The 21,181-nt window shown below is 59.4% G+C and carries 17 protein-coding genes; 10 read left to right on the forward strand and 7 right to left on the reverse strand.

Going from position 1 to position 21,181, the window contains the following annotated elements; translation table 11 throughout:
- The first annotated feature begins 740 nt into the window (after positions 1-740).
- Positions 741-1,217 (forward strand): hypothetical protein, encoded by a 477-nt coding sequence (locus SLW75_RS04435; RefSeq protein ID WP_410933649.1) that lies wholly within the window; start codon positions 741-743, stop codon positions 1,215-1,217.
- Between the two features lie 230 nt (positions 1,218-1,447).
- Positions 1,448-1,957, forward strand: coding sequence for a hypothetical protein (locus SLW75_RS04440; protein ID WP_244160411.1), 510 nt, complete (start codon positions 1,448-1,450; stop codon positions 1,955-1,957).
- A gap of 516 nt (positions 1,958-2,473) precedes the next feature.
- On the opposite strand, the gene SLW75_RS04445 is transcribed toward SLW75_RS04440, so the two are convergent.
- Positions 2,474-2,722: a CsbD family protein gene (locus tag SLW75_RS04445; RefSeq protein WP_065991693.1), complete on the reverse strand. Its 249-nt coding sequence runs from the start codon at positions 2,720-2,722 to the stop codon at positions 2,474-2,476.
- Between the two features lie 255 nt (positions 2,723-2,977).
- On the opposite strand from SLW75_RS04445, the gene SLW75_RS04450 reads away from it, so the two are divergent.
- The gene (locus SLW75_RS04450; protein WP_410933650.1) at positions 2,978-3,604 is read left to right on the forward strand and encodes a glutathione S-transferase family protein; all 627 of its coding nucleotides are present in this window, start codon (positions 2,978-2,980) and stop codon (positions 3,602-3,604) included.
- A gap of 167 nt (positions 3,605-3,771) precedes the next feature.
- Positions 3,772-4,230, forward strand: a complete 459-nt coding sequence (locus SLW75_RS04455; RefSeq protein WP_410933651.1) for a GNAT family N-acetyltransferase — start codon at positions 3,772-3,774, stop codon at positions 4,228-4,230.
- A 98-nt stretch (positions 4,231-4,328) separates the two neighbouring features.
- On the opposite strand, the gene SLW75_RS04460 is transcribed toward SLW75_RS04455, so the two are convergent.
- Complete coding sequence (locus tag SLW75_RS04460) at positions 4,329-5,273, reverse strand: LysR family transcriptional regulator (protein WP_065991691.1); 945 nt, start codon at positions 5,271-5,273, stop codon at positions 4,329-4,331.
- A 103-nt stretch (positions 5,274-5,376) separates the two neighbouring features.
- On the opposite strand from SLW75_RS04460, the gene araD1 reads away from it, so the two are divergent.
- From araD1 to SLW75_RS04480, 4 genes are all read left to right on the forward strand, one after another.
- The gene (gene araD1, locus SLW75_RS04465) at positions 5,377-6,375 is read left to right on the forward strand and encodes an AraD1 family protein (RefSeq protein WP_410933652.1); all 999 of its coding nucleotides are present in this window, start codon (positions 5,377-5,379) and stop codon (positions 6,373-6,375) included.
- 69 nt (positions 6,376-6,444) lie between these two features.
- Complete coding sequence (locus SLW75_RS04470; RefSeq protein ID WP_410933653.1) at positions 6,445-7,764, forward strand: MFS transporter; 1,320 nt, start codon at positions 6,445-6,447, stop codon at positions 7,762-7,764.
- Between the two features lie 55 nt (positions 7,765-7,819).
- Positions 7,820-9,376: a UxaA family hydrolase gene (locus tag SLW75_RS04475; protein ID WP_410933654.1), complete on the forward strand. Its 1,557-nt coding sequence runs from the start codon at positions 7,820-7,822 to the stop codon at positions 9,374-9,376.
- 107 nt (positions 9,377-9,483) lie between these two features.
- The gene (locus tag SLW75_RS04480) at positions 9,484-11,064 is read left to right on the forward strand and encodes an aldehyde dehydrogenase (NADP(+)) (protein WP_410933655.1); all 1,581 of its coding nucleotides are present in this window, start codon (positions 9,484-9,486) and stop codon (positions 11,062-11,064) included.
- 96 nt (positions 11,065-11,160) lie between these two features.
- Here SLW75_RS04480 and SLW75_RS04485 read toward each other — a convergent pair whose 3' ends face one another.
- Positions 11,161-11,619, reverse strand: coding sequence for a winged helix-turn-helix transcriptional regulator (locus SLW75_RS04485; protein ID WP_410933656.1), 459 nt, complete (start codon positions 11,617-11,619; stop codon positions 11,161-11,163).
- Between the two features lie 135 nt (positions 11,620-11,754).
- Between SLW75_RS04485 and SLW75_RS04490 the strand changes: the two genes are divergently transcribed.
- The gene (locus SLW75_RS04490; RefSeq protein ID WP_410933657.1) at positions 11,755-13,038 is read left to right on the forward strand and encodes an MFS transporter; all 1,284 of its coding nucleotides are present in this window, start codon (positions 11,755-11,757) and stop codon (positions 13,036-13,038) included.
- Here SLW75_RS04490 and sfnG read toward each other — a convergent pair.
- Positions 13,003-14,103, reverse strand: coding sequence for a dimethylsulfone monooxygenase SfnG (gene sfnG, locus SLW75_RS04495; protein ID WP_410933658.1), 1,101 nt, complete (start codon positions 14,101-14,103; stop codon positions 13,003-13,005). The genes SLW75_RS04490 and sfnG overlap by 36 nt on opposite strands.
- A 400-nt stretch (positions 14,104-14,503) precedes the next feature.
- Between sfnG and SLW75_RS04500 the strand changes: the two genes are divergently transcribed.
- A complete protein-coding gene (locus SLW75_RS04500; RefSeq protein WP_410933659.1) occupies positions 14,504-15,742 on the forward strand; it encodes an acyl-CoA dehydrogenase family protein in 1,239 nt (412 codons plus the stop codon).
- A gap of 104 nt (positions 15,743-15,846) precedes the next feature.
- Here the strand turns inward: SLW75_RS04500 and SLW75_RS04505 are convergent, their stop codons facing one another.
- From SLW75_RS04505 to SLW75_RS04515, 3 genes are all read right to left on the reverse strand, one after another.
- Positions 15,847-16,548 (reverse strand): VacJ family lipoprotein, encoded by a 702-nt coding sequence (locus SLW75_RS04505; RefSeq protein ID WP_244656929.1) that lies wholly within the window; start codon positions 16,546-16,548, stop codon positions 15,847-15,849.
- 107 nt (positions 16,549-16,655) lie between these two features.
- The gene (locus SLW75_RS04510) at positions 16,656-18,050 is read right to left on the reverse strand and encodes an efflux transporter outer membrane subunit (protein ID WP_410933660.1); all 1,395 of its coding nucleotides are present in this window, start codon (positions 18,048-18,050) and stop codon (positions 16,656-16,658) included.
- Entirely contained in the window at positions 18,047-21,181 is a 3,135-nt protein-coding gene (locus SLW75_RS04515) for an efflux RND transporter permease subunit (protein WP_410933661.1), read from the reverse strand. Before SLW75_RS04515 ends, SLW75_RS04510 begins: the two co-directional genes overlap by 4 nt.

Genomic DNA, 21,181 nt, shown 5'->3' on the forward strand with positions numbered 1-21,181 from the left:
TGTTGACCAGAGATTTGGGGGAGTTCCGCGACACCCCGCAGAGGGGATTGAACTTCCAAGCGGCTAAACTGATGTCTTTGGCGCGTTGTTCAATCCCTACTCCTGAACCCAGTTCACCCGCTGGCGATCGCCCGCCCGGAAGCCCTACCCCCTTAAGCACGGCTCTTAATAGGGGAATTATACCGTTCGGGTGCAAACCTTTCTCCGAAGTGCCCTCAGCGATCAATGCTGCGGAATATCGGGATCGTCAGAGGTTGGGGCAGCGAGGCTAAACGGGTTGGGAAACTGGTTCTAGGGACATGAATCGATGAACAATCGACTTAATTTCTAGGGTGCTGATGCTGAGTGAGCAATTTCAAGGCCCGTAAGCTTCTTATGGACATAAGACATCGCCCATAAGTTAAATTGTGTGTCTGAATGTCGAATCACTTGCTGATACTCCAACTCTTCGCCCTGGGTTGCTCCTTCCCGCTACGCATCCCTACTTCCAAACAACCTGGTAGCGCCGGACAAGCATTCCGCAGCCACCAGCTCGAGCTGCCAAATGAAGGTTTAATAATCTTGTGCGAACCTGATTAGTACGTGAAAAATTCTTGCCTAGGCGAAACGCGAGCCCGCTTTGACATGCTCCTTTTTTACCCTGTGCTCAATTACTAGCCTTCCATCCTTGTTAGCGGGTCTGTTAACAGGTCGAACCGCGCAATCAATCGTTCCCATCCTCAATGGAGTTATCAGACCTCATGGAATCTTCACTGCATAGCTATGTTAAGTGGTACATCACTGCCCGAGCTGAGTTTTGCCAGCGTGTCTATATCGACCGCAGCACTTGGCTAAAAAGGAAATTGATGCCGTTTGCCGACTGGGACTGTGAATCGGTCATGTCCCAAGAGGTTGATTTCAGCATCGCTGCTCTATCAGAATTGAAGAAAAGAGAATTAGCGAAACACTCCCTCTCCCTTGCAAGCCTGACGCTGAGTAACCGCAGCGAATACATCAGTGATCAAGCCGATGCCTTTACCACCTTTGCCTCCCTGATTGTGGTGATGCTGGCCTTCTTCAGCTTGACTCTCTCGCCTTGGCTGAAACTGGTCGTTGCGAGTGTCGCCTTCTGTGGTCTGGTTTGGCTGCTCCTTCAAAGGATAGAGCTTCGCGGGAAAGTGGCGTGTTGCAAGGAGATTATCAATCTGCTTAAGCAGTATGAATCTAGACATGCGTGACGCGGCGCGGGCGCCGTAAGTCCTCCTGCCATACCGCTGAGCGTAAGCTATGGGTATATAGCTGCCGCTAGGAATTGGGCACTTGAGAGAGGGCGACACAACTTGGCGGTCCACCTCAGCTTCAACGAAGGAGAAAGCAGACCTTGCTGACCTCCAGTCCATTACAATCGTTCTTCGCCCACCATTAGGTGAAGCGAACCAATCAACGCAGTAGTGAATGGAATCATCTCATGCTGAAAGCAAGCAGTCTCGGTATTGCAACAGTCCTGGCGTCCCTCGGCACAGCACAGGCGGCGACGCTAGCGGAAGTGTTTACGGGCGATATGCTGGGCACCAATCAACGGTACTTTGAATCGATAGCCGGCATTCCTCGTGCGTCAAATGGGAACGATCACAAATTCAAGGTCCAGGGCTGCAACGTTACGGCGACGATCGAGGGTGGCAATGTCACCAGGCTTAGGCTCGAAAGTGGGCCTAAATGCCCTGCAGATCTTACGAAATTCGTAGACAGCTACGCGCCGGCCCCAGGCAAGCCGCTTACCTTCGGAGCGTTTGGAGAGTCCTCCGGTGGTGGCTTCGCCTACTCCGCTGACTGCCTCACCATGTGTGGCAACGCCTTCGATCCGTCCGTCTACGCCCTTTGGGAAGGCCCCCATGCGGTGAACTACATGCAGGTCCTGCTGGAGGTCACTCTGTCTTCAGATGAAGCGATCTCGGCTGCGGATGCATGGAAGGCCTAGATCGTAAAAGCCAAAGGGGAGGATTTCGTTACAGATATGACCTTTAACTGTGACCCCCAGTTCTCAGCTGGGGCGAAGAATGCCTTTGCAGGCGTTCCTGTTACCGCTGTGACCATTGGTACCGATTTGAAATCTCCAGGCTGCATAGAATAGGGTGTGAGGGCTTGTTGAACACGTAGTTGTGTACTCAAGAAGCTTTGAGTACTGCTTCATTAGCTACGACGATTAAGCTCCCAGACAGCCTCTGCAATGTACAAAGGTTGCAGTGCAGAGGATCTGTCGCGGCCCAAAATGATACCTCGTACGGTGGTGTCTTTGTGCAACGTGAATGCTGTCGAATTAAAGCGTAGCAGCAGATAACCTGCCCTAGTCATGGGCAGATTATTATTGGCCCCATCTATGCCTGCTTTTCTCAGGGTTGCTTTCCACTGATCAAATTCCTGTGAATCGATCCAGCTGGTGAGCTGTACGTAAACAAACGTGGACGCCCCTATCGGAGCTTCCCTTTCTGCTCAATCAGCGGCGAAAGAGACGGTCCAGAATCAGCAACGCAATTCCACCAATGGCAACTGCAGCGACTGGTTTTTCTTTAACAAACGCAGATACGCTCTCCATGGCATCGCCGTAGGCCTGGGTCAACTGACCAGAAGCCTGGCGACCGGTACCCTCCGCCTCCAGCTTCGAATCACCAAACAGTTTCCCAACTGCGCTCTGTGCTTTGCCGGCAACCTGCTCTACAACGCCTTCTACCTGTTCGCTCTTCATGATTCACCAAACCTTCGTGTGTGAGTGACCCAGGATCAGCCTGGGATTGGGCAACGTGCGCAGAATTAGGGGACGGGCGCAGTGATTAGTTCAGCGAGGATGAGCCGATGGATTCCTCGCGAATTAGGTTTTGCATCATGATCGAGGCGCCGCCTTCGGGACGGTGCTACTGACTGCTGATTTCGCAACCATTTAGAACCTCAGTGGGCCACGACAGTCTGTCCCTACACACCTTTACCCCTCATAGGGAACTTCATGATCATCGTTCACCATCTCAATAATTCCCGCTCGCAGCGCATCCTCTGGCTACTCGAAGAGCTCGCCCTGCCCTACGAGATCAAGCACTACCAAAGAGACGCCAAGACCAACCTGGCGCCCCCTGAACTGAAAGCGATAAACCCGCTGGGCAAGTCACCGGTTATTCAGGACGGACCTCATGTGCTGATCGAGTCCGGTGCTATCGTCGATTATCTGATCCGCCGACACGGCGATGGCCGCTTGCAGCCTGACCCGGCCACCGCGACCTACGACGAATACGTGCAATGGCTGCATTTCGCAGAAGGGTCGGCCATGCTGCCGCTGATGCTCAGCCTTTATATCGGGCGTCTTGGGGACGCTGGCAAGCCGCTGCAGCCGCGAATTGAATCTGAACTGGCTAACTATCTAGGTTATCTGGAGACCGCGTTGAAACTTACCCCGTATTTGTTGGGTGAAGAAATCAGCGGCGCGGATATCCAAATGAGCTTTATTGGCGAGTTTGCAAAATCCCAAGGCATGCTGAACGACTACCCTGGCCTAGCCGCCTGGATCGACCGGTTCCAGGCGCGGCCGGCCTATATCAATGCGATCAAAAAAGGCGGTGATTACAAGTTCGCGGGCTGAGTGGTAAACACGCAGGCTTGGTAGGTCCTGCCCTGAAAAGCGTCTCCAAGCCTCCACTGATCACGTCAGCGCGATTCCCGGCTTTCAAACGCTTATGGTTGCCCCGCTTGGTTTCTACGACCTCACCTGCAGACACTAACAACCTGCTCTTCTCGAGGATTAATCACATGTTCCAGACGGCCTTGCTGTGCGATCACATGGACTATAGCGACACATTCGCATTGTGGCTGCATGAACAGTTCGCGTATGAGTTCGCTGCACAGGCGCTCCATGATTGGCGGCGAGAATTCAAAGATGGCCAGAATGACGGGAACTGGCGAACTGTGATCGCTCTGGAAAATGGTCAGCTCCTCGGAGGGGCCGCCCTGGCCAAGCACGATTCGCCTGATTACCCAGAACTCGGGCCGTGGCTTGCGTGTGTCCTTGTTGCACCGGCGGCAAGGCAGCGTGGCTTGGCCGAACAACTCATTACAGAGGTCTGCTCTAACGCGAAAGAAGTCGGACATCAGAAACTTTATTTGCACACACATGACCGACGTGACTATTACGCAAAGCGAGGATGGGAGTATCTAGAGTCATTTCAAGCTTGGGGCAAAGAGCATTCGCTGATGCAGCGCCGGCTTTAGGCCTACCCTGTACCGCACAGATGACACCGCTCAGCTTGCAAGCTGTTGCGACCGACCAAACGCCATCCTTCCAGGCTGATGCTTTATGGATGGCAAGCCTACTCATCCCTTGTTGAATCCAAACCCACCCCCGTCATCTCCTCAATCAGCAACACCATCGACGCCGTGTACTCCACATTCGATCGAGTCACGATTTCATAAGGCTCGCTGGTGGACTGAATCGTCAGCGGCAGTTTGACCAACATGCCGTGGTCCAGCGCCATCTGCGCGACGTCGTTCGGCATCACCGCCACCAGATTCGGATCCTTCAGCAACAACGACAACGTCGTAAACGTCGACGAGGTTTCGATCGCATAAAGCGGAAAGCTCAACCCCACCTGGCGAAACTCGCGCTCCAGCGTCAAGCGCATGGGCATGTTGACCGGGAACACCACCCAGCGGCTGTCCATCAAGTCGTCCAGTTGCAGCGTCGGCGCATGGGCCAGGCGATGCGCAGGATTGGCCACCACCACCAGCGGTTCCTGTGCCCGGAAGCGGGTTTGATAAGCGCCCGGACGTGGGCTCACGCTGGTTCGGCAGATCGCGACATCCACCCTTCCCTGATCCAGCAAGCTCAACAACCGCGAACTGGTGTCTTCGACGATGGAGATCGACAACTCCGGCTGTTTGTCGCGCAGTCGCGCCAGGCTGTCCACCAGCGTCGGCACGGCGCCCATGATGGTGCCGATGGCCAGGCGCCCGCCTTGGCCTTTGAGGATGCCGACCATTTCTTCGCGAAGGTGCTCAAGGTCGGTGTGAATCAGGCGGGCATAACGAATCACGCAGCGGCCAAGATCGTTGGCCTCCAGACCCTTGCTGGTGCGCTCGAAAAGGCTTGAACCGAAGACAGTCTCGATTTCCTGCAATGCCTTGGTGGCGCCCGGTTGCGACAGCGCCATGATCTCGGATGCCTTGCGCACCGAGCCATGCTCGTCGAGCGCTATCAATAGCCGCAGCTGCTTGAGTCGCAGACGAGACACCATGGATGAGAGGGACGGCAGCATGGGTATACCTAAAGGTTATCGCTTGGGTCGTAACTCTCATTAGGCAGCAGCAGGCTGGAAATTTAAAGTGACCTCAACGATAACAACACGTCGAGGCCTCACCATGCGTTTAATCCAGTTTGAAGATGCCACGGGTCAGCGCCGTGTCGGCGTGGTCGAGGGCGACTCGATTCAGGTGGTCAACGGCACAGCCAGCACCCGCACCCTGGCCCTCGCCGCCATTGCCAATGGCCACAGCCTGCAGCAGGAAGTACGGAGCGTGGGCACGGTACTGAGTGCCGACAGTTATACCCATCTGCTGGACACCGGCCGCGTCCTGCCGCCACTGGACCATGAAGACCCCGCTCACTGCCTGATCAGCGGCACCGGCCTGACTCACCTGGGAAGTGCTTCGACCCGCGACAAGATGCACCAGAAAAACGTCGACAGTCAGGGTGCGCTGACGGACACCGCGCGGATGTTCCAGTGGGGGATCGACGGCGGCCGTCCGGCGGCCGGCACCGTGGGCGCTCAGCCAGAGTGGTTCTACAAGGGCGACGGCTCGATTGTGGTACGCCCGAACCAGGCGTTCCAGTCGCCGAGCTTCGCTGAAGATGCGGGCGAAGAACCCGAGCTGACCGGCCTCTACGTCATCGGCCATGACGGCACGCCGTACCGCCTGGGCTTCGCCTTGGGCAACGAGTTCTCCGACCATGTCATGGAACGGCGCAATTACCTGTATCTGGCCCACTCCAAGCTACGCAACTGCGCCTACGGGCCAGAGCTGCGCGTCGGTGAATTGCCACGGCACCTGGCGGGCACCAGCCGGATCTGGCGCAACGGCAACCTGTTATGGGAGAAAGAGTTTCTCAGCGGCGAGGACAACATGTGCCACAGCCTGGAGAACCTGGAGTATCACCACTTCAAGTACACCCAGTTCCTGCGCCCGGGCGATGTGCATGTGCACTTCTTCGGCACGGCCACCCTTTCGGTTGCAGACAACGTCAAAACTCAGCCGGGTGATCGGTTCGAGATCAGCATGGAGGAGTTCGGAAAACCCCTGTGCAACTCCTTCGAAGTCGTCGACTCAGCGTTCAATGTTGGAGAAACAAGATCGCTCTGACGGGTGAGGCCCTGCACCGGGCCCTTAGCAACGGATGCATTTCATAATAAACATAAGAGTGAGATGAACATGACCACTGGCAATGTACAGGTCGTCACGCCTGCTGCTTCCACGAGTGCCGCGAGCGCCCGCCCCACCACGGTGCGGTGGAGGATCTTCCTGCTCCTGCTGCTGCTCTCCGCCATCAACTACATCGACCGGGCTTCCTTGTCCGTTGCGCTGCCGCTGATCTCGGCTGACTTCAACATGACGCCGGCGCTGGAAGGTTTGATGCTCAGCGCGTTCTTCTGGTCGTATGCGCTCATGCAGATTCCTGGCGGCATGCTGCTCGACCGTTTTCAGACCCGCAATATCGTCGGCATTGCCACCATTGGTTGGGGCCTGTTTCAGGCGCTGGCGGGCGGCGCGCACAACTGGATCACCCTGCTGATCACGCGCATCGGGCTGGGCGTCGCAGAGTCGCCGATCATGCCGGCCGGGGCCAAGCTCAACGGTGCCTGGCTGACGCCCAATGAGCGCGGTCGCGGCGCGACCCTCGTCGACGGCGGCGCACCCCTGGGCACTGCACTGGGGGCCATCCTCATTGCGGGACTGATCACCTGGTTTGACTCCTGGCGGATCGCCTTCGTCATCGCCGGCGTGGGCACCATGGTCGTAGGCGTCTGGGCGTGGTGGTACATCAGAAACCACCCCAGTGAACACCCCAAGGTCAATGCGGCAGAGCTGGCGTACATCACTGACGCCAATGAGGCCGCCAGAAAAGCCACGGGCGGGCGCAAGGCGATCCTCAAGGAATTGCTCAAGAGCCGTTCCGTGCTGGCGATGTTCGCGGGCTTTGCTTGCTACAACAGTGTGTTTTACGGCCTGCTGACCTGGATGCCGAGCTACTTGCACCAGGCCCATAACCTGGACATCAAGGCCATGGGCGGCGCGACCTTTCTGATCTTCATGTGCGGGTTCATCGGCGAATTGTTTGGCGGCTGGGTGGCCGACAAATGGAAAGCCGCCGGCGGCCAACCCAACACCGTCATGCGCAGCATGTTCGCAGGCTCCGCGGCCATTGCCGCCATTTGCATTCTCGCTGTGGCTTATACCCGTAACGCCGTCGTTGTTATCTCGCTGCTGTGTGTGGCGCTGTTTTTCATTCGCTGGTGCGGCATGTACTGGTGCCTGCCCGCGATCCTCGGCGGCCAGTCCAAAGCCGGTGTGTTGGGCGGCAGCATGAACTTCTGCGGCAACATGGTCGGTGTGATTGTGCCCATCCTGATTGGCCTGATCGTGCAGTACACCGGCTCGTACTTCCTGGCGCTGATTTTCTTCGTCGTCATGGCGTCCGGTTTGATGCTGTTCTCCAGCCTGATTGATTACCGCGAGCGTGGATTGGCCTGACCTGCCCTGCTCTCCCCATTCCCATTGCGCTCACTGAATAACCGAGGCAATCGTCATGCAGCTCATAACAACAACAGGCAGCGAAACCGCTGCCAATGCCGTGATCAGACTCAACGCGCTGGACGATGTGCTGATCGCGCGACAACCGCTGGTCAAAGGTCTGGTGCTTAAAGCCGAAGGTATCGAGGTGCTTGAGCCTGTGCCTTCCGGTCACAAAGTCGCGGCGCGTCATATCGACGTGGGCCAGCCCGTGCGCCGCTACGGTCAGACCATCGGCTTCGCCAGCCATTCCATCGAAGCGGGGCAGCACGTGCATGTCCACAACGTTGCCATGGGGGATTTCTCTCGGGACTACGCGTTCGGTGTGGACGCCAAAGGCAGTCCTGCCCCCACCGCAGAGACGTTCATGGGCATCGTGCGCGCCGATGGCCGTGTGGCCACTCGCAATTACATCGGCATTCTGACGTCGGTCAATTGTTCGGCCACGGTGGCGCGGGCGATTGCCGACTATTTTCGCCGCGACATTCACCCTGAGGCGCTGATTGAATACCCCAACGTCGACGGTGTCGTTGCCCTCACCCACGGCGTGGGCTGCGCGGTCGATCCGGGTGGCGAGGCGCTGGCCATGTTGCGCAGGACCCTGGGCGGCTATGCCGTTCACCCGAACTTTGCCTCGGTCCTGATGATCGGCCTGGGTTGCGAGACCAATCAGATCCCCGATCTGCTGGCGGCCCAGGGCCTGACCAGCAGCCATTCGCTGCGCACCTTCACCATTCAGGGCACGGGCGGCACGTCGAAAACCATTGCCAGCGGCATCGCGCAAGTCAAGTCCCTGCTGGCAGAGGCAAACCACGTCAAACGCGAACCCGTCAGCGCCAAACACCTGATCATCGGCCTGCAATGCGGTGGATCCGACGGTTATTCGGGCATCACGGCCAACCCTGCATTGGGCAATGCAGTCGATCGTCTGGTGGCGGCCGGCGGCACCGCGATTCTGTCGGAAACGCCGGAGGTCTACGGCGCCGAGCACTTGCTGACCCGCCGCGCCGTCAGCCAGAACGTCGGTGAGAAACTCATCGCCCGTATCCACTGGTGGGAAGCCTATTGCAAGCGTATGGATGCCGAGCTCAACAACAATCCTTCCGCGGGCAACAAGGCCGGAGGCTTGACCACTATTCTGGAGAAATCTCTGGGTGCCGTCGCCAAGGCAGGCTCCACCGATCTGGTGGATGTCTACGAATACGCTGAAACCGTCAGGGCACACGGCCTGGTGTTCATGGACACCCCCGGCTACGACCCGATCTCTGCCACCGGCCAAGTCGCGGGCGGGGCCAACCTGATTGCCTTCACCACGGGGCGCGGTTCGGCGTATGGCTGTGCGCCCTCGCCGTCCATCAAGCTCGCCACCAACACCCGTCTGTGGGAAACGCAGGAAGAAGACATGGACGTCAACTGCGGCGGGATTGCCGACGGCACCATGACCATCGAGGAACGCGGTGACTACATCTTCCGCATGATGCTGCGCATCGCCTCGGGTGACAAAAGCAAAAGCGAACAGCATGGCTACGGCCAGAACGAGTTCGTGCCGTGGCAGATCGGGGCGATCACGTAAGACCTTTCATTCACTCCAGCACTCCGGCTTCCGTCGTCCGGCACGATGGGGAGCCGCTTGGCTCAGCGGGAGTCCCGACATTTACTCAATCAATCAGGAGCCCTGACATGACTCAGATTCTCGGTCTGAACTACATCGGCGGACAGCGACTCGGCGCCGGCAGTGTGCAGTTGCAAAGCTTCGATGCGACCACAGACGAGGCCCTCCCAGGTCATTTCATCCAGGCGACGCAAGACGAAGTCGACGCGGCTGCCAAGGCGGCCGCTAGTGCCTACCCGATTTACCGCAATCTGCCCGCCTCGTGCCGCGCCGAATTTCTCGACACCATCGCCGACGAGCTGGATGCCTTGGGCGACGATTTTGTCAGCACTGTCTGCCGTGAGACGGCGTTGCCTGCCGGGCGTATCCAGGGCGAGCGTGGTCGCACCAGCGGGCAAATGCGCCTGTTCGCCAACGTGCTGCGGCGCGGTGACTTTTACGGGGCACGCATTGATCGCGCCTTGCCGGATCGTAAACCCCTGCCCCGCCCCGATTTGCGTCAGTTCCGAATCGCGCTGGGTCCGGTGGCCGTGTTCGGCGCCAGCAACTTCCCGCTGGCGTTTTCCACTGCCGGTGGCGATACCGCCTCTGCCTTGGCGGCGGGCTGCCCGGTGGTGTTCAAAGCCCACAGCGGCCACATGGCAACCGCCGAATGGGTGGCGGACGCGATCATGCGTGCCGCGGCGCGCACCGGTATGCCCGACGGTGTGTTCAACATGATCTATGGCGGGGGCGTCGGCGAGTGGCTGGTCAAGCATCCAGCGATTCAGGCCGTGGGGTTCACCGGTTCTCTCAAAGGCGGCAACGCCTTGTGCAAGATGGCGGCGGAGCGTCCCCAGCCGATTCCGGTGTTCGCCGAGATGTCGAGCATCAACCCGGTGATCATTCTCCCCCAGGCCCTTAAGGTGCGTGGCGACACCCTCGCCAACGAGCTCGCTGCCTCGGTGACCCTGGGTTGCGGGCAGTTTTGCACCAACCCCGGGCTGATCATCGGCGTGCAGTCGGCCGATTTCACGGCGTTCCTGGAGCGCTTCACTGCACAGATGAACGATCAACCGGCGCAGACCATGCTCAACGTCGGCGCCCTCGCCAGCTACAGCAAGGGGCTGCAACACTTGCTCGCGCACCCGGGCGTGAAGCATCTGGCGGGACGTCCGCAACAGGGTACACAAGCCCAACCGCAGTTGTTCAAAGCCGACGTCAGCTTGCTGCTCAAGGGTGACGAACTGCTCCAGGAAGAGGTATTCGGGCCGGCCACGATCGTTATTGAAGTTGCCGACCAGGCGCAACTGGCCGCAGCACTCAATGGCCTGCGCGGGCAGTTGACGGCCACCGTCCTCGGCGAAGCCGATGAGCTGCTGGAATACCGCTGGCTGACCGAGTTTTTACAGGAAAAAGTCGGCCGGATTCTGTTGAATGGCTATCCGACGGGCGTGGAAGTCACCGAGACCATGGTGCATGGCGGCCCGTACCCGGCGACGTCGGACGCACGCGGGACGTCGGTGGGGACATTGGCCATTGACCGCTTCCTGCGCCCGGTGTGCTTCCAGAATTACCCCGATGCTTTGCTGCCCCCTGCGCTGCAAGACGCTAACCCGTTGGGGATTCAGCGGCTGGTGGATGGGCAACATACGAATGGGCCGCTTTGACGGTCAAGCCGTGGGAGCAGTGAAAAACCGCCTGATTCGGGCGGTTTCTGTCAGCGATTCAGCCCAGCTGATGGTGCCACGCGCTGTTTTCAAGATTCAAACATCGTCAGGCGTGACTCTGATGCGATGGCAATCCGCTGGCCCAAGCGTCTCGCCACTCGCAGATTGAACCGCCATCCTCATCACCGGCTGACCGGTTGCGTTGTCCATCAGCACTGAGCGGGTTTCATGGGGTGCAAACTGAAAACGTTCGCCCCACTGACGCAGGCTGACCACGATCGGAAATAGTTCACGTCCTTTTTCGGTGAGGACGTATTCCTTGTAGGCGCTGCCATCGGACGCCGGGCAAATCTCAAACACCCCGACCTCGACCAACGCCTTCAAGCGCGCAGCCAGAATATTCTTGGCCACGCCCAGGCTCTTTTGAAACTCGCTGAATCGACGAATATCGTCGAACGCGTCGCGGACGATGAGCAACGACCATCGGTCACCGATGACCTCCGATGCTCTGGCAACCGGGCACTCGTGACGGTGTGAGGAATCGTGGTCGAGCATTTTTAACCTTCCGAGCCGTGAGTCAGGTGGAGCCCTGCGCAACACCTGAAAAATCTGGTTGCAAACTAAAACAGGATTAAGCCAGAATCCAAGCAGGTTGCATATTGCAACCAGTCTACCGGCAAGGAGCGGGTTATGACAGAGGGTACTGACTCGAGACTGGGACGGCTGTCCCCATCTTGTCCACCGCCATCCAGGCCGCATAGAAGTCCGGACGTCATCCCCCAAGAACCGGCGCTGTCGCCGTGGCTCACGCTTTTGTTATCGGTCACCTGTGCGCTGGCGGTTGCCAATGTTTATTTCGCCCAGCCCCTGCTCGACGCCATGGCCGACAGTCTGGCCGTTGACGCAGGACTTATCGGCGGCGTCGTCACGGCGACTCAGGCCGGTTATGCACTGGGTTTGCTGCTCATCGTCCCATTGGGTGATCGGGTCAACCGCAAAAGCCTGGTGCTGGGTCAGACAGCCATATCGGCCATTGCGCTTGCAGCAGTCGGCGCGGCGCCGTCGTGGCTGGCGCTACTGGGGGCCTTGATCGTCGTGGGTTTGATGGCCGTGGTGGTTCAGGTGCTGGTTGCCTATGCCGCCGTCCTTGCCGCGCCGTCACAACGGGGGCAGATCGTTGGCACGGTCACCAGCGGCATTGTGCTGGGGATTCTTATGGCGCGTTTTGCCTCAGGCCTCGTTGCGGACCTGGCGGGCTGGCGTGCGGTGTATTTCGTGTCCTCGGGCTTGATGCTCACGCTCTGCGCAGTGCTGTGGCAAGGCTTGCCTGACTCCCCATCGCCCCGCGGCTCAGGCACCTACCTGAACCTGATCGGGTCGGTTTTCAAGCTGGTGATCAGTGAGCCTGCGTTGAGGATACGCGGGGTGCTGGCGCTGCTCATCTTCGCGGCGTTTTCTGTGTTGTGGACGGCGATGGTGCTGCCCTTGAGCGCCCCGCCGCTCTCGCTTTCGCACACGGTCATTGGCCTGTTCGGTCTGGCCGGAGTGGCAGGTGCGCTGGCCGCCAGACGAGCAGGACGATGGGCCGATCAGGGGCTGGGGCAACGAGTCACCGGCGTTGCGCTGGGCGTGCTGACGTTTTCCTGGTTACCCATCAGCTTTGCGCAGACTTCACTGCTGGCCTTCGTCTGCGGCGTGATCCTGCTCGACTTCGCCGTCCAGGCAGTCCATGTCACCAGTCAGAACCTGATCTTCGCGGCGCGCCCCGATGCTCAAAGTCGAGTGGTCGGGGCGTACATGTGTTTCTACTCGATAGGCAGCGCATCAGGCGCGGTGGCTGCAACCCAGGCTTATGCGCGCTGGGGATGGTCTGCCGTGAGCCTGCTGGGCGCCTGCATCAGCGCCGCTGCGCTGATTGTGTGGTTTGTGAACCGTACCTCAAGCGCTTTGAGCCACAGAAACAGTGTGATCTGACGCTTCCAGCTCCCGTACAAGTGGCAGTACGTGTTCACCAAAATACGCCACTTCCTCCTGAAAGTGCAGAAAGGCAGAGAGCACCAGGTCCACGCCCACGGCTTTCAACGCCACAATGCGCTCGGCAATCTGTTTCGGCGTCCCAATCAGATTGGTTTTAAACCCGTCGTTGTATTGGACCAGGTCTTCAAACGTGGACTTGGCCCAATTGCCCTCGCCTTCAGGGCTGGCCTTGCCGGCCTGTTTTGCCGCATCGCCGAACGCATTCACCGCTTCAGGATCAGCCTGATCGATGATTTCCTGAAGCACCGCGCGCGCTTGCTCTTCGGTTTCGCGAGCGATGATGAAAGCGTTCACGCCGATCTTGACTGAATGCCCGTTGGCCGCTGCCTTCGCGCGAATATCATCCACCTGCGCCTTGATGCCTTCTACCGTGTTGCCATTGGTGAAGTACCAGTCAGACACGCGCGCAGCCATGTCGCGGGCGGCGCGGGAGCTGCCGCCCTGAAAGATTTCAGGATGGGGTTGCTGAATCGGTTTCGGACGCAGCGTGTAATTGTGGAAGCGATAGAAATCGCCTTTGAAGGTGAAATTGTCGGTGGTCCAGATGCCTTTCAACGCCTGGATGAACTCTTCCGAACGACGGTAGCGCTCGTCATGCTCGAGCCATGGCTCACCAATGGCTTGGAATTCACCCTTGAACCAGCCACTGACAATGTTGATCGCCACACGGCCGGCCGTGAGTTGATCGATCGTCGCCAGTTGCTTGGCAACGACGGCGGGCGTCCAGGGCCCGGGGAGGATGGCGGCGATCACCTTGAGTTTCTCGGTCGCCGCCAACAGCGCATGGCTGAACGCAACGGACTCATGCTGGTTATCTGCGCCGTACCCGGCGGTGAAACGGATTTGCGTGAGCCCGTACTCAAAGCCCGACTGCTCGGCAATCTGCGCCAGCTTGCGGTTGTACTCGATGCCCCAGTCAGTGCGCTGCTCGATTTTACTGACGATCAAACCGCCGCTGACGTTAGGTACCCAGTAAGCGAATTTAATTGCGTTCTGACTCATCTGCCTATCTCCAAATAGAGCAAGGAAGCCGCCCGGCGTGGTCGCCAAGTACGGTGTGTCTACCTGCCTGATGAGGAAATAGCAGCAACTGTGCCAGCTGTTTATACCCAGCCTTTTCAATACGTTACGACCGGGCCATGTCTTTATTCGGCGCCTGGCAACCAACGTTTTGCTGAACAGGTGTTTCCAGGCAAACAGTTGTCTTTACCGCACGCCGTGAAACGCTGTCGCGGGGCAGCCAGCGAAACAGCACAACTGTTGATGCATCAACAGCAGCGTCCGTGGATTCAACGGATTCACCGCGATGACTCGGCTATTTATGTTTCGGCATGGTGCATGCACATCGGATGTATTTAACGCCGTTACCACCGAGCGGCTTTCATCATCACGGGAGTTCCCCATGCCTGACACGCCAAACAATCCGCTTTCTCTGGGCACCGACTATGAAGCACTCGCCAATCGTTTTCGGCCGTTGTTCCAGCACATTGCAGCGGGCACCGTAGAGCGAGAAAACGCTCGTACTCTCCCATACGAGCCCATCAAGTGGCTCAAACAGGCCGGGTTCGGTGCCATCCGAGTGCCCAAGGAATATGGCGGCGCCGGCGCTTCTGTTGAGCAACTGTTCCAGTTGCTGATCGAACTGGCCGAAGCCGACTCCAATATTCCGCAGTCCCTGCGCGGCCACTTTGCCTTCGTAGAAGATCAACTGAATTCGCCCCCGACGGCCGAACGCGACACATGGTTCCGGCGCTTCGTTGAAGGCGATTTAGTGGGTAACGCCTGGACAGAAACAGGCGATGTAAAGCTCGGTGAAGTCATCACCAAAGCGACTCCGGACGGAGCGCAGTTTCTTTTGAGCGGCAAAAAATACTACAGCACCGGCAGTCTGTTTTCTGACTGGATCGATGTGTACGCGCAGCGTTCCGACACTGGGGCGGACGTGATTGCGGTCGTGGATGCCCGTCATGCCGGCGTACAACAAAGTGATGATTGGGATGGCTTTGGACAACGCACTACCGGCAGCGGGACCACAGTGTTCAATAACGTGCCGGTTCCCGCTACACACATCATCCCCTTTGAAAACCGTTTCAACTATCAAACCGCGTTCTACCAACTGGTGTTGCTCGCCGTATTGGCGGGCACAGGCCGGGCGATAGAACGCGACATTACCCAGCAGATCCGCGAGCGCACACGTGTTTACAGCCACGGCAATGCCAGCCGCGTGAGCGCCGATGTTCAGATCCAACAAGTGGTCGGTCAGATTTCCGCGCAGGTTTACGCTGCACAGGCAACCACCCTTCGCTCTGCAAGGCCGTTGCAGCAAGCCTACGAGGCTCGCTTTTCGGGGAATGCCGAGGCAGAACGAACGGCAAACATTGCGGCGGAAATCGAAACGGCAAAAGCACAGGTCGTCGTCTCTGACCTGATTCTGCGAGCCGCTACCGACCTGTTCAATGCGCTTGGCGCCTCAGGCATCAGCGTCAATAAAGCCCTGGATCGACACTGGCGTAATGCGCGGACCGTCGCGTCCCATAACCCGCTTATTTACAAGGCCAAGATCGTCGGTGACTGGAGTATCAACGGCACCGAGCCACCCTATGTCTGGCAAATCGGGCAGGGAGAGCCCAAGGCCAGTTGAAAGGGTTGTGCCCAGCCAGGGATTTCGATCCCTGGCCTTAAATCTGGCAAGCCCGTTGCGGTGCCTCATTGTGGCACGCGCCGTTTTGCGGGTCGTCCAGCGGATCAAAAATCATCCTGCACCTCTCCCCCGTTGATCTTGAACGCTCGGGTTTGCAGATAGACGCTTCGGATGAAGTTGTACTTGTCGCCGGTGATGAGCTTTTCAGACTTCAGGTATTGAGCCCGTCCGTCGATGATGCTCGCGCCATACAGGCTATTACGCGTTGGGACGTCGCCGATGTAGCGAATCGGGTTGGCGTAGGCATCGGGGAGGATCGCCGGTGCATCGCGCAGTGTGCTCGGCCCCAGCAACGGCAGCACCAGGTACGGGCCGCTCGCGACACCCCAGCGACCGAGGGTTTGGCCAAAGTCCTCGTCACTGCGGGGCAAGCCCATCGGCGTTGCAACGTCGATCAAGCCCGCCAGGCCAATCGTGCTGTTGAACAAAAATCGACTCGTATCAACGCCGGCGCTGTGAAACCGGGCTTGCAGCAGATTGTTGGCCAGATTTTTCACCTCACCCAGATTGTTCAACACGTTGTGAATCCCATCCTGGACAAGGTGGGGGGTGACGAATTGATAACCTTGAGCCAGGGGTTTGAGCGCATACCTGTCCAGGGTGTCGTTGAACGAAAACACAGGCCGGTTGAAACCTTCCCATGGGTCCGTTTCCGGATCCGCATGGCAAAGCGGTGAAACGGTGATCAGGCAGGCGCAGGTGAGCCCTTGAAGGCGACGGCTGAGTGCGGAACGAAAAGCGCACATATTTATTCCCCAGTGAGTGAAGTAACCCGATTTGTGGTGCGCACGCCGTTCCATCGCTGCGGTTGTTGTGTGTGTGTGCACGTGGCAGCGGCGTTTCGCCGTCACCCTCAGTACCAGCCGCCCCCCAGCACTTTGTACAAGGTGATGCGGTTGCTCTGCTCGGTCAGGCGCAGCGTGATCAGGTCTTGCTGGGCGCTGTAGAGCGAGCGTTGTGCATCCAGGGCTTCGAGGTAGCTTTTCGAGCCACCGCGATACAGCGCATCCGAGAGTTCGAAGCTTTTGCGGCTGGCGTCGGTCAGCGCCTGTTGCGCGGCGATACGGCGATCCAGGGTACTGCGCACGGCCAGCGCGTCAGCCACTTCACGGAACGCGGTCTGCAGGGTTTGCTGATAGGTCTGCACCTGAATGTCACGTTCGACCTTGGCCGAATCCAGGGTCGCGCGGTGACTTCCCCCGTTGAAAATGGGCACGCTGATGCTCGGCGCAAAGGTCCAGGCCCCGCTGCCGGCTTTGAACAGGCCGGCCAGCGCAGCGCTGGATGAGCCGGCGCTGGCGGTCAGGCTGATGCTGGGGTAGAACGCCGCACGGGCCGCGCCAATGTCGATGTTGGCGGACCTGAGCGTGTGCTCCGCCGACAACACATCCGGGCGTTGTTGCAACAGGCTGGAGGGCAAGCCTGGCGGAATGTCCACCAACACCGCCGCCGACTCCAGGTGAGTGCCCGGCAAAAGCGCCTCGGGCACATCACTGCCCACCAGCAGGCGCAAGGCGTTGCGGTCCTGCAGAATCTCGCTCTCATAGAAGGCCACATCGCCCCGAGCCGTTTCGACCGTGGTCTGGGCCTGGGCCACGGCCAACTCCGCAGACCCGCCCAAGGCATAGCTGCGCTGGGTCAGGTCGTAGGTGGCCAACTGGCTGGTGAGGGTTTCCTGGGCCAACAGCAACCGTTCGTTGTCGGCGGCCAACGTCAGCCAGGCCGTGGCGACCTCGGCCACCAGGCTGATCTGCGTGCTGCGCCGGGTCTCCGTCAGCGCCAGGTAGTCTTCCAGCGCTTCGTCACGCAGGTTGCGTACCCGGCCAAACACGTCCAGCTCATAACTGCTCAGCCCCAGTTCAGCGCTGTAATCGTGGGTGGTGACCGCAGAGCCGGAATTGGACAGCCCTCCCGGCGTGCGGCTGTGGGTGCCGCTGACGCTTGCGTCAATGGCAGGATACAGGTCCGCGCGCTTGATGCGGTATTGCGCGCGGGCCTTTTCGACGTTCAGGCTGGCCAGGCGCAAGTCGCGATTATTGACCAGCGCCAAGCTCTGCACCTGTGCCAGGCGACGGTCAGTGAAAAACTGCTGCCATTTGATGTCTGCGCTCACCTGCCCTTTTGGCAGGCTGGCGGCTGGCAGCCATTGCTCGGAGACGGGCGCTTCAGGCCGCTCATACTGCGGCGCCAGATTCACGCAGCCGCCCAGGGCCAGGGCGGCCAGCAGAGGCCAGTGTGATTTGATCATGCATCACCTGTCGGGGCAGATTGGTTAGCGTTGCGTACGCGGCCAAAACGGCGGCGAATCAGCAAAAAGAACAGCGGTACAAAGAAGATGCCCAGCGCCGTGGCGCTGAACATGCCGCCCAGCACGCCCGTGCCGATGGCCTGACGCCCGGCGGAGCCTGCGCCGGTACTCAAGGCCAGTGGCAACACGCCGAACATGAACGCCAGGGACGTCATCAGGATCGGCCCCAGGCGTTGCCGCACCGCGATCAGCGTGGCGTCGATCACGCTGTTGCCCTGCTCTTGCAGGTGCTTGGCGAACTCAACGATGAGGATCGCGTTTTTCGCCGCCAGCCCCACGGTGGTCAAGAGACCCACCTGGAAATACACGTCGTTGCTCAACCCGGCGACACGGGTCGCCAGCACTGCACCGATCACCCCCAGGGGCACCACCAGAATCACCGAAAACGGCACCGACCAGCTCTCGTACAGCGCGGCCAGGCACAGGAACACAAACAACACCGATATCCCGTAGAGCAGCGGTGCCTGGGAGCCGGACAGCCGCAGTTGATAGGACTGTCCGGTCCACTCGTAGCCGATGCCTTGGGGCAATTGCCCGACGATGGCTTGCACCGCGTTCATCGCGTCCCCGGAACTGACCCCTGGCGCGGGATCGCCGACGATTTCCAGGGACGCATTACCGTTGTAGCGCTCCAGCAACGGCGAGCCGTAACTCCACGCGCTGCTGGCAAACGATGAGAACGGCACCATTTCGCCGTTGCTGTTGCGGACAAACCAATGATCAAGGTCCGCCGCCTGCATGCGTGAGGAGGCCTGCCCCTGCACATAGACTTTTTTCACTCGGCCCTGGTTGAGAAAGTCGTTCACATACGTACCGCCCAAGGCCGTCGACAAGGTGGCGTTGATGTCGCTGGTGCTCAGGCTCATGGCGCCGGCCTTGCGGTCGTCGATGCTGATCTTCAGCTGCGGCGCATCGTCCAGGCCATTGCTGCGAACCCCCTGCAGGCGCGGGTCCTTTCGGGCCAGCTCAAGCAACTTTTCCCGAGCCGCCACTAACGCATCATGGCCGAGACCGCCAAGGTCCTTGAGTTGCAGGTCGAAGCCCGAGCTCTGGCCCAGGCCGCGCACCGTTGGAGGCTGCATGACGAATGCGTCGGCATCACCGATGCTGGACAGCGCCATGGTCGCCCGCTGGGCAATCGAGGCCGCATCCTGGCCGGAGCTGCCACGCTCGGCCCAGTCCTTGAGGCGGATAAAGGCCCGCGCGGTATTCTGGCTGTTACCGCCCATACCCAGCCCGCTGATGCTGATCATCGATTCGACTTCGGGCTGTTTGAGAATGTACTCCTCGAACTGCTTGATCACGGCCTGTGTGCGGCTGTCCGTCGCGCCTACCGGCAACTGGATCTGTGCCAGCAGAATTCCCTGGTCTTCGTCCGGCAGGAACGAGGTGGCCAGATTCATGTAGCCCACCGCCATGACCACCAGCACCAGCCCATAGAGCAACAAGCTGCGCCCCCACCGCCGCAACACCACACCGACCCAGCGCTCATAACCGGCACTGGCCCGTTCAAAGGTGCGGTTGAACCAGCCGAAGAACCCGCCCTGAGCACCCGGCGTCTTACCGTCGTGCGCTTTGAGCAGCGAAGCGCACAACGCGGGGGTCAGGGTCATGGCCACCAACACCGAGAGAACCATGGCCGAGACGATCGTCACGGAAAACTGCCGATAGATAATCCCGGTGGAGCCGCCGAAAAACGCCATGGGGATGAACACCGCACTCAGCACCAGGGTAATGCCGACCAGTGCACTGCTGATTTCACTCATCGATTGTCGCGTGGCCGCCATGGGCGACATCCCCTCGCCCATCAACCGCTCGACGTTTTCCACCACCACGATGGCGTCGTCCACCAGCAAGCCGATCGCCAGGACCATGGCGAACATGGTCAGGGTGTTGATCGAGTAGCCGAACAGCGACAACACGCCGAACGTGCCCAACAGCACCACCGGCACGGTAATCGCCGGTATCAGCGTGGCGCGCAGGTTCTGCAGGAACAGAAACATGATCAACACCACCAGCACGATCGCCTCGCCCAGGGCCTTGACCACCTCCTCGATGGACAGGCTCACAAAGGGCGTGGTGTCGTAGGCAATCACGTTCTTCAACTGCATTTCTGTGGGGTAGAACGGCTCCATTTCCCGGAGCTTGGCCTTGACCGCGTCGCCGACGCTCAGCGCATTGGCGCCTGCCGCCAGTTGCACGCCCATGGCCGCAGCGGGCTTGCCGTTGAGCGCTGTACTGATGTCGTAGCTTTCACTGCCCAACTCCAGGGTCGCGACGTCGCCCAGCAGGACCACGGCTCCATCGCTGTCGGACTTGACCACCACGTTGCGAAACTCGTCGACGGTTTGCAGTTTGCTGCGGGCGCTGATGGTGGCGTTCAACTGCTGCCCCTTGACGGCCGGCAAGGCACCGAGCTGGCCGGCAGAGACTTCGGTGTTCTGCGCCTCCAGGGCACTGCTGACGTCCGAAGGCATCAGCGCGTATTTTTCCAGCAGCGCAGGGTCCAGCCAGATACGCATGGCGTAGCCTGATCCCAGCGTCTGCACGTCGCCGACACCGTCTATCCGGCTGATCGAGTCCAGCAAGGTGGTGGAGATGTAATCACCGATCTGGGTGCCCGTGACACTGGGATCGGCCGACGCCAGCGCGACAATCATCAAAAAGTCCGAGCCGCCCTTGGTCACCGTCAGCCCTTCGCTTTGTACCGTTTGCGGCAGTCTTGATTCGGCTTGTTGCAGCTTGTTCTGCACCTGCATCTGGGCGACATCCGGGTCGGTGCCGGCGGTAAAGGTCAAACTGATGCTGGCGCTGCCGGCCGAACTGCTGGTGGCCGACATGTAGGTCAGGTTATCCAGCCCTTTCATTTGCTGCTCGATGACCTGGGTCACCGAGTCTTCCACGGTCTTGGCCGAGGCCCCGGTGTACGTGGCGGAAATCTTGACGGTCGGCGGCGCGATATCCGGGTATTGCTCTAGGGGCAACTGGCTGATGGACAGGCCGCCGCCGAGCATGATCACGATCGCGATGACCCAGGCGAAAATCGGTCGATCAATGAAAAAGTGCGCCAC

Source organism: Pseudomonas sp. W5-01 (genome assembly GCF_046540435.1).
In the GTDB taxonomy this organism is placed as follows: domain Bacteria; phylum Pseudomonadota; class Gammaproteobacteria; order Pseudomonadales; family Pseudomonadaceae; genus Aquipseudomonas; species Aquipseudomonas graminis_B.